General features: G+C 40.8%; 13 protein-coding genes. 1 reads left to right on the top strand and 12 read right to left on the bottom strand.

Going from position 1 to position 17,392, the window contains the following annotated elements; genetic code table 11:
• Nucleotides 1–27 precede the first annotated feature (27 nt).
• Nucleotides 28–1,053 (top strand): LacI family DNA-binding transcriptional regulator, encoded by a 1,026-nt coding sequence (locus tag PZB74_RS18040; protein WP_302238563.1) that lies wholly within the window; start codon nucleotides 28–30, stop codon nucleotides 1,051–1,053.
• A gap of 83 nt (nucleotides 1,054–1,136) precedes the next feature.
• On the opposite strand, the gene PZB74_RS18035 is transcribed toward PZB74_RS18040, so the two are convergent.
• The 12 genes from PZB74_RS18035 to PZB74_RS17980 form a co-directional block, all read right to left on the bottom strand.
• Nucleotides 1,137–2,648: a RagB/SusD family nutrient uptake outer membrane protein gene (locus PZB74_RS18035; RefSeq protein ID WP_302238562.1), complete on the bottom strand. Its 1,512-nt coding sequence runs from the start codon at nucleotides 2,646–2,648 to the stop codon at nucleotides 1,137–1,139.
• Nucleotides 2,649–2,660: 12 nt separating this feature from the next.
• On the bottom strand, nucleotides 2,661–6,086 hold the full coding sequence (locus PZB74_RS18030; protein ID WP_302238561.1) for a SusC/RagA family TonB-linked outer membrane protein: 3,426 nt from the start codon (nucleotides 6,084–6,086) through the stop codon (nucleotides 2,661–2,663).
• A gap of 55 nt (nucleotides 6,087–6,141) precedes the next feature.
• Nucleotides 6,142–7,182, bottom strand: a complete 1,041-nt coding sequence (locus tag PZB74_RS18025; protein WP_302238560.1) for a FecR family protein — start codon at nucleotides 7,180–7,182, stop codon at nucleotides 6,142–6,144.
• A 167-nt stretch (nucleotides 7,183–7,349) separates the two neighbouring features.
• Nucleotides 7,350–7,979, bottom strand: a complete 630-nt coding sequence (locus PZB74_RS18020) for an RNA polymerase sigma factor (RefSeq protein WP_302238559.1) — start codon at nucleotides 7,977–7,979, stop codon at nucleotides 7,350–7,352.
• Nucleotides 7,980–8,056: 77 nt separating this feature from the next.
• The gene (locus tag PZB74_RS18015) at nucleotides 8,057–9,115 is read right to left on the bottom strand and encodes a Gfo/Idh/MocA family oxidoreductase (protein ID WP_302238558.1); all 1,059 of its coding nucleotides are present in this window, start codon (nucleotides 9,113–9,115) and stop codon (nucleotides 8,057–8,059) included.
• The gene (locus PZB74_RS18010) at nucleotides 9,108–10,277 is read right to left on the bottom strand and encodes an N-acetylglucosamine-6-phosphate deacetylase (protein WP_302238557.1); all 1,170 of its coding nucleotides are present in this window, start codon (nucleotides 10,275–10,277) and stop codon (nucleotides 9,108–9,110) included. Before PZB74_RS18010 ends, PZB74_RS18015 begins: the two co-directional genes overlap by 8 nt.
• A 23-nt stretch (nucleotides 10,278–10,300) precedes the next feature.
• Nucleotides 10,301–11,071 carry a glucosamine-6-phosphate deaminase gene (locus tag PZB74_RS18005; protein ID WP_302238556.1) on the bottom strand — a complete coding sequence of 257 codons (771 nt, stop codon included), beginning with the start codon at nucleotides 11,069–11,071 and terminating at the stop codon, nucleotides 10,301–10,303.
• On the bottom strand, nucleotides 11,046–12,539 hold the full coding sequence (locus PZB74_RS18000) for a sodium:solute symporter family protein (RefSeq protein ID WP_302238555.1): 1,494 nt from the start codon (nucleotides 12,537–12,539) through the stop codon (nucleotides 11,046–11,048). The genes PZB74_RS18005 and PZB74_RS18000 overlap by 26 nt, the downstream gene beginning before the upstream one ends.
• Nucleotides 12,540–12,541: 2 nt before the next feature.
• Nucleotides 12,542–13,621 (bottom strand): dihydrodipicolinate synthase family protein, encoded by a 1,080-nt coding sequence (locus tag PZB74_RS17995; RefSeq protein ID WP_302238554.1) that lies wholly within the window; start codon nucleotides 13,619–13,621, stop codon nucleotides 12,542–12,544.
• A gap of 1 nt (nucleotide 13,622) precedes the next feature.
• A complete protein-coding gene (locus PZB74_RS17990) occupies nucleotides 13,623–14,639 on the bottom strand; it encodes an NAD-dependent epimerase/dehydratase family protein (RefSeq protein ID WP_302238553.1) in 1,017 nt (338 codons plus the stop codon).
• Nucleotides 14,640–14,641: 2 nt separating this feature from the next.
• Nucleotides 14,642–15,874 carry an Nramp family divalent metal transporter gene (locus PZB74_RS17985; RefSeq protein WP_302238552.1) on the bottom strand — a complete coding sequence of 411 codons (1,233 nt, stop codon included), beginning with the start codon at nucleotides 15,872–15,874 and terminating at the stop codon, nucleotides 14,642–14,644.
• Between the two features lie 230 nt (nucleotides 15,875–16,104).
• On the bottom strand, nucleotides 16,105–17,391 hold the full coding sequence (locus PZB74_RS17980) for a mandelate racemase/muconate lactonizing enzyme family protein (protein ID WP_302238551.1): 1,287 nt from the start codon (nucleotides 17,389–17,391) through the stop codon (nucleotides 16,105–16,107).
• Nucleotide 17,392: the final 1 nt, after the last annotated feature.

The following is a 17,392-nucleotide window of genomic DNA, read 5'->3' as shown; positions in this document are numbered from 1 at the left end:
CACTGTAGAATAGACAACAACTTAATAATGCAGGTAACACTTAAAGAATTAGCCAGAAGGCTTAATATATCACCGTCTACAGTTAGCAGAGCCCTACACGACCATCCAAAAATAGCCTCTACAACTAAAGCCGCGGTACTAAAGCTGGCTCGTGAGCTGGATTTTCAGCCCAACCCTCTGGCTTTAAATCTAAGAATGCAGCGGAGCAAAAATATTGGAGTTATTGTTCCTAAAATCAGCTATCCCTTTTATGCTTCTGCAATTAGCGGTATTGAGTCTGTAGCCATACGTGAAGGATACAACATAATTATTTGTCAGTCGGAAGAGTCTTACGAAAGAGAAGTCGCCAATACAAAATCACTAACCACCAGCCGTGTAGATGGGGTCATCGTCTCTTTGGCTGGGCAAACAAAAGACTATGGTCACTTCAAGGATATTTTACAAAAAAAAATACCGCTTATATTTTTCAACCGTGAGTGTGAAGCACTAGACACCCCCAAAGTAGTAATAGACAATGTTGAAGCCGCGCAAAAAGCTGTAAGCACTCTTATACAGTCAGGTTGTGAGCGCATAGCAATATTGGCTGGGCCTCAAGCTATACACATCTCAAACCAACGTATTGAGGGCTATTATAAGGCGTTATCTTCGTATGATAAACAAGCAAGGCACGACTTAATATTTCATTGTGATTATAGCGAGGATAGCGCTTACCAGAATACGCTGGATATGCTTAAAAAAAGCGAAATTCCTGATGCAATATTTGCTGTAAGCGATCGCCTGGCCATTGCTGCCATCCGAGCCTTAAAAGCTAAAGGCTTAAATATTCCTAACGATATTTCTGTGATGGGTTTTAACAATGACCCGGTAACTACAATTGTAGAACCTCAATTAGCTACTGTAGATCAGACACCATATCTGATGGGGCAAAAAGCGGCAGAGCTATTCTTTTATAAACTAGAGAAGCCTGACGCTCCCTCACAAAAAGTAGTGATGCCAGTACAGATTATTAAAAGAGCTTCCCTGCGAGTGTTACAAAAAAGTCCAACTAACTGATAACCATAAATCATTTTACATATTTGACCATAAAAAAGCCGGAACATTTTTTATGCTCCGGCTCAAAGTATGGAGTTACAAATTTAATAGCCTGGGTTTTGTGGCCTCAAGTTAGGATTAATGGTTAAGTCTACCTGCGGAAGAGGCATTAAATAATCTCTGGAAGGATCAAAGTTCGGATGTGGTTCCAAAGAGCTATTGCCCCTAAAAACCTCCACTCCTAACTCTCTTCTCTTAATATCGTACCAGCGCTTGTATTCAAAAGCCAGCTCAAGCCTTCTTTCATTCAATACCGCTTCTATAAACTGATCTTTGCTTAGCCCAGAAGGAATATCCTGAGGAAAATCAGTCTGTACACCTGCCCAATTTCTTGCTCTGGCTCTTACCTGATTCAGATAAGAAAGCGCTTCAGCATTGGGGCCACTTACTTCCGTAAGAGCTTCGGCAGCAATTAGCAATACTTCAGCATAGCGCATAGCAGAATAATTATGGTCGGAGTTACGGGTAGCACCACCTGCATTTCCCGGATACCTGGTATACTTAGCAATATGAGGACGTTGGGTGTTGGCAAATTCGGTATATGGAGTAAGCACCCCACCTACTGTAATAGAATCATCAAAACTAACTGCTTTGCGGTAATCACTATCATCCCAGTTGTTGAATACTGCTAATGAAGGAACCAGCACACTCCAGCCATCATTATCGGAGCCACGAATACCGGTCATAGGTCCCATTATGTCATCATCCAGTCCACCGGCAGCTCCTTGTAAACCCAAAAAATCTATGGCAAAGATATGTTCTTTCAGATTGTCTGCTTTTTCTGCTCTGAACAAATCCTGAAAATCTGCTTCCAGTGCATAGTCAAATCTGGAACGATTGTCTATTACCCACTTTGCTTCGTTGTAGGCTTTCTGATAATCTTTTAAAGTAAGGTATACTGAAGCCAGATAAGATGCAGCCGTGCCTTTAGTAGCCCTGGAGCGGATATTACCATCATGCTGATCGGGTAACCACTGCTTGCCAAATTCAAGATCTGCTATAATGCCCTGATATACTTCTGACGCAGGAGTTTTAGCGATATCCTGCACAGCTTCCGGCTCAGTAATGAAGTAATCTATATAGGGAATGTCTCCAAAAACTCTTACTAGATGATAATAACTAAAAGCTCTGATAAAGCGAGCTTCAGCCAGTAAGGGATTGATCTCTTCGTCACTTAAATCTAATGACTCTGCACCGGAAATTGCTGCATTGGCGGCGCTTATGGTTTGGTACCAGTAAGGCCAAAAAACACTTACCATACCATTGTTAGCATCCATATTAAAATCGTTAACCTGCTGCCTTTCTGCTGGCGTACCACGGTCGCCGATATCAACCATATCGCTTCTTAGCATTAGTGCGGATACAAACTGCCTACCGTACAGACGCTCGGTAGAGATCATTCCATAAGCTCCAAATATAGCTACCTCTACATCAGATGGCGTTTTAAATAATGTCTCAGGAGCTAGCAAACCCACAGGCTCCTCTTCCAGATCTGAACAGGCCAGCATAGCTATCGCCAGCCAAAGGAATAATATATTTTTAAATTGATTTTTCATTACAGGTACATTTTAGAATCTGACATTTAGACCTACCGTATAAGACTTAGCATTAGGATAGCTTCCATAGTCCAAGCCCAGGTTTCTGTTTCCATCCTGAGCAGTAGACGTACGATAGTTTACCTCAGGGTCAAAGCCAGGGTAATCAGTAAGCGTTAGAATATTCTGTGCACTTACATATATCCTTAATTTCTGGATATTCAGTCTATCCAATACGCTTTGAGGCATCCTATATCCCAGGGCTAGATTTTTTAAGCGAACATAGCTTCCATCGTATATCCAGCGAGTAGAAACCCTACGGGTACGACCGGTAGAAGCTTTGGGAACATCAGTATTCGTATTGCTCGGAGTCCAGCGGTTGAGCGCATTCGTAGTAGCATTGTTAATACCTGAGAGTAAATCCAGTTCCATAAGGGTATAGCTTAAAATATCGTTACCCTGAGAACCCTGGAAGAAAATATTCAGGTCAAAATTCTTAAACTTGATATCGTTGTTAAACCCCCAGATAAAATCTGGCTGAGGGTTGCCAATCAGTGTCCGATCATCATTGTTGATCATGCCATCAGGCTGTCCGGTAAGCTCACCATCTTCTCCTCTTCCATTTATGTCTCTGAATTTTTCACCACCGGCTTCCTGCTCAAAACCACCACCGGGTAAAAACTCATCGTTTTCCTGATATACTCCGTCATATACCCATCCAAAGAAAGATCCTACAGGCTCTCCTTCTCTCAGTACCTGAGTGTCTCCCAAGCCTACCAAATGGCCGGGACTTGAGCTGTAGAAAATATCATTACCTTCGGGAAGAGACAGTACCTTATTCTTGTTAGCAGAAAAATTAATGCTGCTCGTCCATTTAAACTCCCCAGTAGTATTATGCGAAGTAAGCATAGCTTCCCAACCTTTATTTTCTACTTCTCCCAGGTTTTTAAATTGTGTGTCGTAGCCAGAATAGGCAGGCAATGGCACTCTAAACAACAAATCTGAAGTAAGCATGCGGTAATAGTCTACCGTAAGATTCACCCTATCGTTTAAGAATCCAATGTCAGCGCCAATATCAAACTGTGCGGTAGTCTCCCAGGTAAGGTTGTCGTTTGCCACTTCTGTAGGGCGAGCCGCATTAACAATATTACCGCCTATCACAGAAAATACACTGCCAAATCTGGCTAAGGTAGTATAAGGGTCAATAGCCTGATTTCCGGTCAATCCATAACTAACTCTCCACTTCCAGAAGCTTAACCAGTCTACATCCTGCATAAACTGTTCTTCTTTCATATTCCAGGCAAGAGCTCCGGAAGGAAAAAATGCCCATTTATTATTTTTGCTAAAGTTAGAAGCACCATCATAACGAGCATTTAATGTAATCAGGTAACGATCTAGCAGTGAGTAGTTTACCCTGCCGTAATAAGAAGATATGGCCCAGTCTTCCAGATTAGAGTGAGGAGCCTGAAATACTGATCCAGTGCCTAAGCCCCAGAAAGAGAAAGAATCATTGATAAACGCCTGGCTTTCACCTCCCCAGTATTCTGATGTAGAAGTTTGGAAAGAATAACCAGCCATTACTGTCAGATTATGTGCTTCTGCTAAAGATTTAGAGTAGGTCAGGTAGTTCTCGTTGAGCAAAAGTGTGGACTTACTACCATCTACCTGAGCAATACCTCCTCCGGCATTTCTACCTTCCTGAAGAGTAGCGGGAGAATACCTACCTCTACGACCATTATTTGTGGTTGCTCCCAATGTAGTTCTAAACTTCAGGTTTCTAAATAGGTCATACTCTGCAAATACATTGGCTTGGAACCTGTCGTTTACAGTTTCATCCTGTAGCTGAGAAACTATTGCGTATGGATTATCTATAGGGTCGTTTAGGCGAGACAGTGTAAAAGAACCGTCTTCATTATATATAGCTCTGTCTGGCTCAAACTTAAATGCCGAAGAAACTACTCCCGGTGTCAAACCTCCTGAGCCTTCCTGTGTTCTTACTCCATCAGTTGTATTGCGCTGTGCAAAAATATTGAGCCCAAGCCTAAACCTCTCAGATGCCTTAATATCTACATTACTGGTAAGCGAAAAACGATCAAATTTAGAGTTAATAATAACTCCTTTCTGGTCAAAATAAGAGCCGGAAACATAGTAATTAACGGACTCATTACCACCAGAAACTGACAGTTGGTAATTCTGAATACCACCGGTTCTGAATATTTCGTCTTGCCAATCGGTAGCCCCATCTCCTCTTGCTATGCCAGGTTTAGCTTCACTGATGTAATCATAGAACTGATCTGCATTTAGCAGATCAAGCCTGTTTATTTCATTTTGCAAAGAATAGGATGAGTTGAAATCTATGTTGATTTTACCTGACTGACCTTTTTTGGTGGTAACCATGATAACACCATTCGCCCCGCGAGAACCATAAATAGCTGTAGCCGAAGCATCTTTTAACACTTCAATAGATGCGATATCTTCTGGCGGTGGTAGAGCAGCACCTACAAAACCATCTACAACATAGATAGGATCACTACTTGCGTTTACTGAGGTACCTCCACGAATACGAACCTTTAAGTCAGCTCCCGGAGCACCATTATTAGACTGAATGTTGACACCAGCAGCACGTCCTTGTAGTGCCTGAACTGTACCCTGAGCCGGATAAGCGGTAAGCTCTTCTGACTTTACAGAAGAAACTGAGCCGGTCAGGTCGCTCTTTTTGACAGTTCCGTATCCTACTACAATTACTTCTGACAATGATTGAATGTCTGGTGAAAGAGATAGGTTTATTTCTGTTCTACCATTAATGGGTACTTCCTCGCTTGCATAGCCGATAGAAGAAAAAACCAGTACAGTAACTGCATCATCTACGGTAATTTTGTAGTTACCGTCAATATCTGTTACGGTGCCCTGTGTCGTCCCCTTAGCAAGGATGTTGACACCAGGAAGTGCTTCGCCAGATTCCATATCCGTAACTTTTCCGCTGATGGTTTGTACCAAAGTTCTGTTGCCAATGTTAAGCTGCATAATAGGACGTAGCGCCGCCAGTCGTTCGTTCGTAGCTGTTAGTGGCAACTGGCGTTGTATACCTTCAATGGTTTGCGCTTTTTGTTTTTTACTGAAAATGATAAACAGATCGTTACCTACTTTTTTGTAGGTCAGGTTGAGAGGCTTCAGTACTTTTTCTATAATCTTATCCACCTCTTCGCCAGCCATGCTGTCCAGGTTATTCATTACATACTTACCCTCTATCGTAGTACTGACATAGTTAAATTGCACTTTATAGCGCGACTCAAGTTCTGCGAGTACGTTCTTGAGTTCTTTTTTATCCTGTAGATGTACCGAAGAGCTGTACAGGCTTGCCAGCTGCTGGGCAAAACTCATATTGACTGAGAGCAGTAATATCAGCAATGTACTACAGCGATAAGCCGACGGAAAAAATTCAAGTATTTTTTTCCACATTGATCAAGTAATTTAGGTTGAACATAGTATAGTAATAGTGTCGTGAATTCTTCGCTTATTTAGAGCTAACTGTAATAGTGTTGCCTTTTCTTCTCAGCTTTACCTCAAAGGTGTTTTCTATGGTAATTAAAAAGGCATCAGCACTATTTGCAGGTATAATTCCCGTAAAACGATTGGCTAGTATTGCTTCATTCTCAAAGTGAAATGATAAGCCAAACTGCCTTTCCATGTCATAAATAACTTCTGAGATTGGAGCATCCTCGTACACCAGCTTATTTGAACGCCAGGAAGTTTCAAGCTCCGCTTTTGAAGTTTTTTTACTCACTTCTTTTTTCTGATGCGAGTAGGCCAAAAGCTCGCCAGGCACCATATCAATACTGTCTTCCGAGAGGTCTTTTTTCTTATACTTTACGTGTACTTTGCCAGAAGTCAGCATTACTTGCGTTCGGTCTGCCCGTTCATCTACATTGAACTCGGTTCCTAAAACATTAATATCTATGTGCTGAGTATGTACTATAAATGGGCTATGATTAGCCTGATGTGTTACCGAAAAGAACGCCTCACCAGTAAGCCATATCTCACGTTGATCAGTATTCCAGTTTTTATTGTAACGAAGCTCTGAGTTTGCATTAAGGCTTACCACCGATTCGTCGGGCAGTACAACTGTTCTCATTTCTGCATTGGTAGTACTAATGGTGATCTGACGATAGTTGTTCAGGTATAAGAAAATAATAAGGGAGGAAATACATAAAAAGGCTATTGTTGCTGCTATTCTATAATATTTGCTTTTTGGTTTTTCTATAACTTCACTCTGGTGCAGCTTAATAATTTTGGTTTGATCTGACGGAATAGATGCATCCATATTAGACTGTATAGCCTGCCAAACCTCCTGAAAATCATCCTGACTGGGCTGATCTTTTTTGAACCTCATCATAAGTATGATCTGGCGTGCTTCCTTGATTGTATCCAGTTTAGATGGGTTCTCTCTCAACCAGGCATTCCAGAATGCACTACTTTCCGCATTAGGAGATAGTACCCACCGCTTGAAATTTTCATCAAGCACAAAATCATGTACATCGTAATTTGTATAGGGCATAGCTAGTGAAGCTTATCTATTAGTAAAAGGGGTGATAGATGAAAACCTTAGCGCGAATTGAGAAAAAAATTAATAATTATGTCTTATTCAACAAAATACCTAAAAAGCATTCACAGATATTGCGCTTTAAGTGTTTTATTGACAAAATAGCAATTTGAATAGGCTATCTATTTGAACAGTAATAGGATAGGTAATCCTATAGAGATAAGTTCCTGCATATAATGCCGCATAGATTTTATAGCTTTTGAAAGAAGCACATACGTAGAATCAGTATTCAGAGACATGATGGATGATACCTCCTGCGGGCTAAGGTTTTCGTAATATCTGAGAAACAAAGCTTCTTTCTGACGTTTGGGGAGTTTATTGAGGCAGCTCAAGAGCTTTTTCTTTTTTTCCTCATCAAGTTCAAACTGAACTAACTTATCTTCAGTAGACCATTCAAATTCAAAGTGTAAAAAAGAAGCCGATTTGACTTCAAATGCTTGTTTTTTCTTGAGATGATCTACTATACTACGGCGTAACGCTTTAAAGAGATAATACTTAATAGAAGTGGTAGGTGATAAAGTTTTCCGATTTTTCCAGACATAAATAAACAGATCCTGAATGCAATCTTTGACTACCTCCTCATCCTCATGTATTTTTTTGCCATAATTATAGAGCTTAAAAAAATATTGCTGATAGATATGAGCAAGGGCATTCTGATTACCTTCTCTGAAAGCATTCCAGAGGTCCAGATCATTTTCTGGTAGTTCAACCTCATACAGATCATTTTTGCTATATGTAAGCTTCAGGTTCATAAGGAGTAGACACCCATGTATTAGTAGTAGCTTAATACTACAAATTTTCCGACAAACTAGAAGTAGATCGCCCTTTATTATTTAGAACCACTGAGTGTAATCATTCTACCTTTACGCTGACTTTGGTAGGCTGCTTCTATGATCTGGATCACCTGTAGCGCCTGATCAGCTTTTACGGCTAATTTTTTACCCAGCTTCAGAGCTTCATAGATATTTTGGTAATACTCCAGATAGGAAGCACGCAAGCTCTCTACTTTTCCTTCTATGTGTATTCCCTGAAAGTCTGTATTTATCTCTCCCCACCACTTCGCATTTTCTGCACCCCAACCGTCTTCCAAAGGTGATTTACCTGCTTTTAATAAGGCCTCTTGTTGGTCAATACCATTTTTGATGAAGCTTCCCTTTGTACCATGTATTATATAACGAGGCCCCTCACTCCTTACGAGATAGCTAGACTTTAAATTTACGGTAAGTCCCGAATAATAAAGCTTAAGGTCAAAAAAATCATCTACTTTACCATCTGATCTCTGAGTAACTATATCTGCCTGAACTTTTTCTGGCCAGCCAAACAGCTGAAGTGCCTGATCAATCATATGAGAACCCAGATTATATAACACTCCTGTGCCGGGTTTTTCTTCTTCTTTCCAGCTGCTACCCTGTACCTCTGGCCGATAACGATCAAAGTGTGCCTCAAAGCTAACTACTTCACCCAATAGCTTCCGGCTGAGCAAATGCTTAATGGTGACAAAATCACTATGCCAGCGACAATTTTGAAACACACTCAGTAACTTATTTTGATCTATACTGACTTTAATAAGCTCTTCAGCCTCCAAACTTGTAGGCGTAAAAGCTTTTTCTACTACTACATGCTTGCCAGCCAGCATAGCCTGCTTAGCCATTTCGTAATGCAGGTACTCTGGAGTGTTAACAACGATAAGATCAATGTCAGGATCGGAAAGTAGCTGATCATAACTACTAACGATTTTAGTATAAGGATACCTTTCTTTCGCGCTGGAAGCGCTTCTTTGTAGTACAGCATATAAATGGAGACCAGTATGTGCATGTATTAAGGGAGCATGAAAGACACTTCCTGACAAGCCATAAGCTGCTAGAGCTACCTTGATTGTATTACTCATAAGTTGGAGCAGTTGTATTTTTGTAGACAGTTGTACCTTGCTTTATCACTTCTTGTATATGTATACGCCCCTGTTTGTCCATAGTAAATGTTAGCAGATCTGCTTCACTTCCCTGAGCCATAGGTCTATTGGGCAAACCTAAAAAGGTGGCAGGGTAAATAGAAGCCATACTCCAGGCCTGTGACAGACTGGTAAGCTTTGCACTAATTAAGTACTGTATGTTTTCAAATATATTTTTTGTGGCTCCAGCTAATAGCTCAGGAGTTTTGTTAATAGCCAATCTGCCCCCTTCTTCCAGAAGCACCTCATCGCCGATATGAGTTTTGTATACCCCCGGAGCTTTACCGGAAAAATATGTAGCATCGCTTACTAATAAGCATTTTCCGCCTTTTACTTTCATAATTACCTTGAGTACTGAGTCGGGAAGATGAAAGCCATCAGCTATTATACTGGCATATAAATTATCATTTGCCAACTGCTCCCATAGCAGATTAGGATGACGAGGCAGCATTAAAGGCACGGCATTTCCTAAATGAGTACTCAAACTAGCTCCAGCGCTAACGGCTGAGTTAAGCTGCTCTGCATTAGCATAGGTATGACCAATGGCAACTCTTATATTATTAGCCACACAGTTTTGAATAAACTCAGTAGTATTAGCCCATTCGGGTGAAAGGGTAATCATTTTTACTCTGCCTTTAGCCACACTTTGACATTTTTCTACCCACTGCCAGTCAGGAGCTTTAATATACTCCAAAGCGTGTGCCCCTCTTGCTCCATCAACTTTTGAAATAAATGGTCCTTCCAGGTGTATACCACCTATACAACTGTCTACCAACTTATTAGCCTGACATGCTTCAGTAATACATTTAAGAATTGCAAAAACATTTTTGTCCGAATTAGTAATGATTGTAGGAAAATATGTTGTAACTCCTTTGCTCAGTAAGTATAGCGTAGCCTCCACTACGGCGTCCATACTCAACCCCCGATCATTAAAGTCAACACCATTAATTCCGTTAATTTGGAGGTCTATAAGTCCGGGGCCTATATAGACTTTTTCTCCTTTTATATTTTTACTTAGCGAAATTTGGCTAATCTGCTTATTGCTAATTTTTAGGGTTTGATATTGCAGTGTAATACAATGATAACCTCTTACTTCTTTCATTTCTTTCTATCTGCTTCTTTTGCCTAATTTGATAGCGCGTAAGCCTCCTCATCTACATATAGCGTACAGTTTGGATGCGTTTTTAAAATACTTGACGGACATTTTGTGCTAACTTCTTTATGAAGGGTATTTTTTACTGCTTCTGATTTAGTACTTCCTGGAACTACACAGTATAAATATTTGCCTGACATTAATGTAGGTATGGTTAAGGTAAGCGCATGTGTCGGCACCTTGTCTATAGTTTGAAAGCAGCCATCATTCACCTGTTGTTGTCGGCATTTATCGTCCAGTTCTACTACTTTTATCGTCTGGAAGTCATTAAAGTCAGCAACCGGAGGATCATTAAAGGCAATGTGCCCATTCTCTCCAATGCCTAAACAAACTATATCTATTTCTTTTTCTGCTATCAGCTTAGCATAACGGATACACTCCTGATTAGCATCCAGATTTCCATCAATCAGGTGTACTTCTTTAAGATTAACATGGTCAAATAAATGTTCTCTCAGATAATTGGAAAATAGTTGTGGCGCAGATTCAGACAAACCGATGTATTCATCCATATGAAACGCTACAATTTTTTGCCAGTTCACCTTTTCAGATGTTCGCAGATAGCTTAATATATCGTTTTGAGAAGGGGCGGCAGCAAATATCATCCGCACTTCATTCTGAGTCTGCAAGAGCTCAATAATCTTCTGCTCTACTGCTTTACCGGCGGCTTCGCCCATTGCCTGCCTGGTAGAATAAACCTCCAGGTTTAGATGCTGAAATTTAGATTTTTGTATTGTGTTTTTCATGTTTATTATCCTGAATTGAGTCTAGTAGCTGATTTACATGAGTTGGTGCTTGACCGCGATTTACAAAACCCGATGTGATATATACAAGAACCGAAACAGCCATTGGCAAACCTATCTCAACCGCCATGCTTCCTATTTCTACATTTTTAGTAATGACAAAGGTGAATAGTCCTGCAAAGATAGAACTGATAGCTGTTTTAGGGCCGCAACCTTGGAACGCCGGCAATAACCCAAACAACATAGGTACAGCTATAGGTCCTAGCAATGCGCCAAACCAAGAGATAATAAGCCCTAAAACACCACCAAATCTGTCTTGCTGCAAAGCTACCGCTATGGTTAAAAAAGTAAATACAAAGGTAGTGATTCTCGCAGTAGTTAAAGACCTTCGTTCATCTATGAATTTTGTTGATACTACTGGTAATATGTCTCTGGTAATTACAGCAGAGATAGTGTTTACATCAGATGATGTCATAGACATGGTATTAGCAAAAAGTGAGGCAATTACCAAACCTATTAAACCAGGGGGTAATAGCTCCAAGGTTAGCGCAGCATACGACTGAGATGGGTCATCTAGTCCTGGTAATATTACTGGTGCAGCCCACATTGGGAAAAAGAGAAATAATGGCCAGATCAGATACAAAACGCCTGACAAGATAGCAGCTTTGGATGCCTGTTGCTCATTGGGTGATGATATGTAGCGAGTTGCCAAATTCCAGCTTCCTCCATTGTAACTCAAAAAGTTGATCAGCAGAAAAGCCAGAGCAAATAATATCGTATAAGGTTCATTAAAAAACTGGCTGTTATCCTCAGGCAACTGCTCCCAAACGCCGAAAATAGATTCCATACCGCCTAACCTTTGTACCACAACCACAAACATGATTAGACCCGCGACGATCTGAACAATAAATTGTGTAAAGTCGGTAATAATGACTGCCCACAGTCCTCCAAAAGTAATATAGATTAAAGAAATACCTCCAGAAATAAGTATACCCGTGCTCAGTGGCAAGCCAGTAAATCCATTAAGTAATATAGCGATGGCTGCCCACTTGGCGCCTACATCAAAAAGCTTGAGTAACACACCGCTCCATGCCATAATTTGTTGAGTCAACACATTATATCGCGTAGCCAGATACTCTAAAGGAGATTGGATTTTAAATTTTTTACGAAGCCTTACCCAGTAAACAGGGAAGATACGAGCACTAATAACAATGGTAAACCCAATTGTAAATGCCCACCAGACATAAAGCGAAAACCCATGTGTGTAGGCTAATGCGGCATAAGCTACAAATACAGCTCCACTATAACCGGAGACATGATGAGAGATGCCAGATAGCCACCAGGGTAGCTTTCCTCCTGCTACAAAATAGTCTTCCGCGCTATTGTTTTTGAAGTAAGACCAAAATCCAATCAGCAGCATAAGCAGGAAAAAAGCACCTATGACATACAAATCAATATGACTGAGCTCCATTATTAAGCTTCTTTAAGCGATTGACCCAGCCATTTTGCTAAATGAGCCTGCACAAAAGCATCATCATTAAGTTCAGGATATTGCTGGTATACCCGACTTATTTCCTCATACTGTCCTTCAGATAATCTTTCATCAGGATTAAGACACCAGGTACTTTCCAGCAGGCCCTGTCTTCTTAATACTTCATGTATGCCGGCAATACAACCTTTAAAATGATTGGCAGCATCAAAAAAAGCTGCATTAGTATCGGTTACTGCAATGTTTTTAGTGAGCATGGCAGCAGGAAATGAAGCTCCGGAGTTTTTTATGCCTTTAATTTCTTCCAAGAGCTCAACCGCTTTTTGCGTCCAGACTGCCCAATGTCCCAGCAGGCCTCCTACAATTTCTTTTTCCCTCTTAGCACCCTTTACAATAAATTGGTAGCGGGTGAGCAGGTCGGCTACAATATTATCATCATTGCCAGTGTATAGCGTTATCTCCTGAAAACGAGAAGAGTGACAAACAGCACGTACTACATCAAGCGTCTGATAGCGATTGAAAGGAGCCATCTTAATCGCTTTGACGTTTTGGATATCCGCAAAATCTTTCCAGAAGTCAAAACTGAGAACTTTACCACCTACAGCAGGCTGCAGGTAAAAGCCAAACACCGGCATAATTTCAGCAACTTTCTCTGTACGTTGTATTAACTGTTTTTCGCTAAGTTCTGCCAGGCCACCATTGCTTAACAATACTAGGTCATAGCCTAGTTCGGCAGCCAAAGTAGCTTCTGCACAGGCCTGTTCGGTCGGGCCCGCTACGCCTGCTACTTTAATAAAAGGTCTGTTTAATTGGGCTTGATTTACTTCTTCGGCTGCCATACGTAAAACAGGCTCATATAATTGATATTGTTTGTCTCTGATTTCAAACTGGGTTGTATGTACTCCTACAGCAATGCCGCCGGCTCCGCTATCCATATAATAACGAGTTAAAGCTCTTTGCCTTTGTTCATCCATCTGACGCTTACTGTTAAGTGCTAATGGGTGCGCAGGTATAACTGTACCTTCTGTCAGAAGCTTTTCGGTGTCCTGAGTTAGTTGTTTCATATTAATAAGCACCTGTTCTTTCCTGAAAATGTGTAGGTTTGTTGATAGTTTCTCCGTCGTTCAAAATCCACTCTGCTAATATTCTAATCATCTCTTTTAAACTTACTCTGGGGTAACCAAAAAGCTGATGTGCGGTAGAAGCATTGTTGAGTAATGCCATAGGCTGTTCTTCCCCCACAAAGCGGACTTCTTTATTAAAATGTTTTGCAAACTCACTGGCAGCCCAGCGGATAGGTACCGTTTCCGGACCAGTAATATTCAGAAGTCTGGCCGGACTTTCGCAGTATTTTAGTGATCTTAGCGCATACTCATTCGCGTCTCCCTGCCATATAACATTCACATGACCAGAATTAAGGTCTATAGTTTTACTTTCCAATACTGACTTAGCAAGTTCTAAAAGTACGCCATAACGAAAATCTACTGCATAGTTGAGCCGATAAATGAGTACCGGGGTTTCGTATTTTTTAGAGAAGTGTTCAAAAATTCTTTCTCTGCCCAAACAGGATTGAGCATACTCCCCTACCGGGCCAGGTTTGGTTTCTTCATCTGCTCCACCAGAAAATACTGGTACGTATGGGTATATATTTCCGGTAGAAAAAGCTACAATTCTGGAGTTTTTAAACTTTTCGGCTACCCTTCCTGGCAAATAGGCATTCATGGCCCAGGTAAAAGACTCATTTCCGCTGGTACCAAACTTTGTACCTGCCATATAAATTATGTTTTTCACCTCTGGCAGGGCTTGTAGCTCCTGCTCATTTAGCAAATCCGCTTTAATCGTCTTTATGCCCGCATCCTCCAGGTCCTGCTGTGCGTCAGCATTAGAGAAGCGTGATACACCAATTACTTCATTATTTTTCCCGGCTTCTGCTAAGGCTCTTTTTGCCAGCCGAGCCAGGCTAGGTCCCATTTTACCCCCAACACCCAGTATCATCAAATCTCCTTCTAGCGTACTGAAGTCAGAGATTAATGCCTGACTGGGAGCCAGTAGGTCGTATTCTAATTTACTTAAATCTATCATGTTTATTGTATGAATTGAAAGTACAGCTGACTACCTGACAAACACAGGAGCAGTACAAGTCCGAGTATACTTTTTAGGTTTTGTGCGAATGTATTTTTGTGTGTGCCCATCAGTTGCGTATCATTAGCAATGAGAAGCAGTGCCAGACCTACTAAAGGAGCAATAATAATGGTGATAGCCTGTGCGAAAATGATCAGTTCAAGAGGCAGGCTTCCAAAGATCAGGGCGATGCTTGCGCCAATAATCATTACCAGAACAATCATGGCTCGCAGGCCCGGCGAACGAAGTTCGTTACCTAATGAAAAAGCGTCAGATACTAACGACCCACCTATTGTTGCATTCCCTATCAGGGACGAAAAGGAGGCTCCAAATAAGCCCAGCATAAAAATGAGCGTAGCCGTACTGCCATAGAGGGGTTCTAAAGCTAGTCCCATGTCGGTAGCAGAACTCACATTGATACCGCGAGGGAATAAAATGCTTGCAGCGTTGATCAGAATAAAGAGTGAAATAGTTCCTAAGATCATTACGCCAGCTACAGCCTCTTTTTTGGCCTGATAAATCTGACCAATTTTCCACTGTTTTTCTTTCACCAGATATGACTGGTAAAATGCTCCTACTACTGAAAAGCTGGAAGCAACCAAAGCAATAGTTAGCACTTCGGATCCGGCAGGTATGGATGGTAGTAGCCCAGAACCCAAAGAGGATAGCTTAGGCTGTATTAAAATTAAAGTAATGAGGAAAGAGAGTAACATTAACCCTACCAGGGCGATCATCAGTTTTTCTAAAATTTGATAGAATGAACGGTAGAAAAGCAGGCTGATACCTAAAAGGGTAAAGGATACAAGCCAGGGTTCAATTGAGGTATGAAAGAGTTCGGCAAATGCCAGGCTGGCTCCAATGGTATTTCCCGCCTGAAAAGAAGCTGTGATAGCAAAAATACCAATGCCTAATCCAATTGAAGTTGCTTTTCCCCATTTGGTTTTAATGGTTTGTAAAAGAGAGTCGTTTGTAACTACTCCTATGCGAGCTCCCATTTCTGTAAACACTGCCATAAAAAATATGGCTAAACATATTACCCAAATATGCTGAAAGGCGAATAGAGAACCAAGCTTTGAGGTGATCGTTAGGCTTCCTGGTCCAAATACAAGGGCGGCGGTGATAATTCCAGGCCCTACATATTTAAATATATCTTTAATACGTTTGCTCAGTGGCAGCTGTTCGGTCGTTGTATTCATGAAATAGCTATAAGTTAGTGTCTATAGCAAAAGGATTACCCCTGCCATAGGTAGTATACTGCTTTAAATAAGTATAGCCGATTAAAGAGGCTCACCTATTTAGCTATAATTTCCTGATTGAGTAATTGTTAGTAAGTACGACACAAAATTTTATACGTGTACGTAACCGAATGTAAGGATAAGAATTTATAATCAAAAGTATTCACAGGCAATAATTCTATAAAGCATCATTAAACTTCACTAAGCAACTGATGATAGTGATGCGGAGTAAAAAATATCCCCCCACTCTTACTATAAAAGTCATCCGTTAAATGAAACAGACCTTCTGTATGCTGTAACCAGCTTACATTGTAGCATGGGTGATAGCTTAGCATCTGAGACCAACGTTTGTAGTTCATATCTCCATTAGTTTCCATCAAGCCCATACCTTCCAGACCAGGAAAAGATGGTAGACGTGCGGCAAGATTCTGATGCCAGCTCATAAGCACAGGGTTTACTGTTAAATCAGCACAAGCACATTTTATATGATTATCGTAGGCAAGCCTGGCTATCTGAAGTGTCAGGCTCAAAGTTTTGGCGACAGATTTTAAAACAAATGTACTGTAGCCTTGCGCAATACGTTGCTTAGCACTTAGTAAGTTGTGTAGACTTTCGTCTGCGGCCATATTCAGATCAAGATTCTTTACACTTTCCTTATTGTTTTCATTCAGGGGTTCTTCAAAAAAAAGAACTCGCTCATGCGCTTTTATTTGATGAAGGAATTTAATAATGCGTTCAATGCTGTCTTTGTGCTGATACCTGCCATTAGCGTCAAGGGTATACCAAATTTGATGGTGTTGTGTATGCTTTTCTTTTAATAGCTGATGAATTTCACTGATCCGATTCAGATCTTTCTGTAACATTTCATCTTCGCTACCTGCCTGACCTAGCTTAATTTTTATGATAAAATAACCTTTTTCTACAGCTCTTTCTACTTCAGATAATGGCATACCATAGGGCACCTGATACATTATCGCTATCTTTTCGTGCCTCTCTCCTAAGGCGGCATGATAAGCTTTAGGTATCATTGACATAAAATCACTTAAATTATGAGTAAAGGCGTAAAGTAGCCAGCAGGCATGATCTACACTTACCAATGCATTATGTACAAAGTTAAGATGCAAATCAGGCTCACCTGTAATTTTACAAGAATCTAAGTAGAGTTGAGGATATATCGTATTTAGGCACTCAATTGGATCTGCCCATGTTTGATTAGTGATTAGTTCCATAGCCCGACGAGTGACCTTAAGCATTAGTTCATTGGCTTCTTTTTCCCCATAACGTGTGAATACTTTAGGATCACCATAGAGTACACTTTGAGTCGCTAAGCCCAGGCTTTGCGCACCATTGGAAGATTTTAAGCTACATACATTTTGCCATAACTCATTGATATACCCTCCTTTAAAACCGAAGGGACGTATCAGATTTTCTTTTTCATATCTTAGCCAGCTGTCTGTAATTTGTATGCTTTTAGACATA

The sequence above is a fragment of the Porifericola rhodea genome (assembly GCF_030506305.1).
GTDB classification, from domain to species: Bacteria; Bacteroidota; Bacteroidia; order Cytophagales; family Cyclobacteriaceae; genus Catalinimonas; species Catalinimonas rhodea.
The sequence above is the reverse complement of the archived record's forward strand: the minus strand, read 5'-3'. Positions and strand labels throughout refer to the sequence as shown.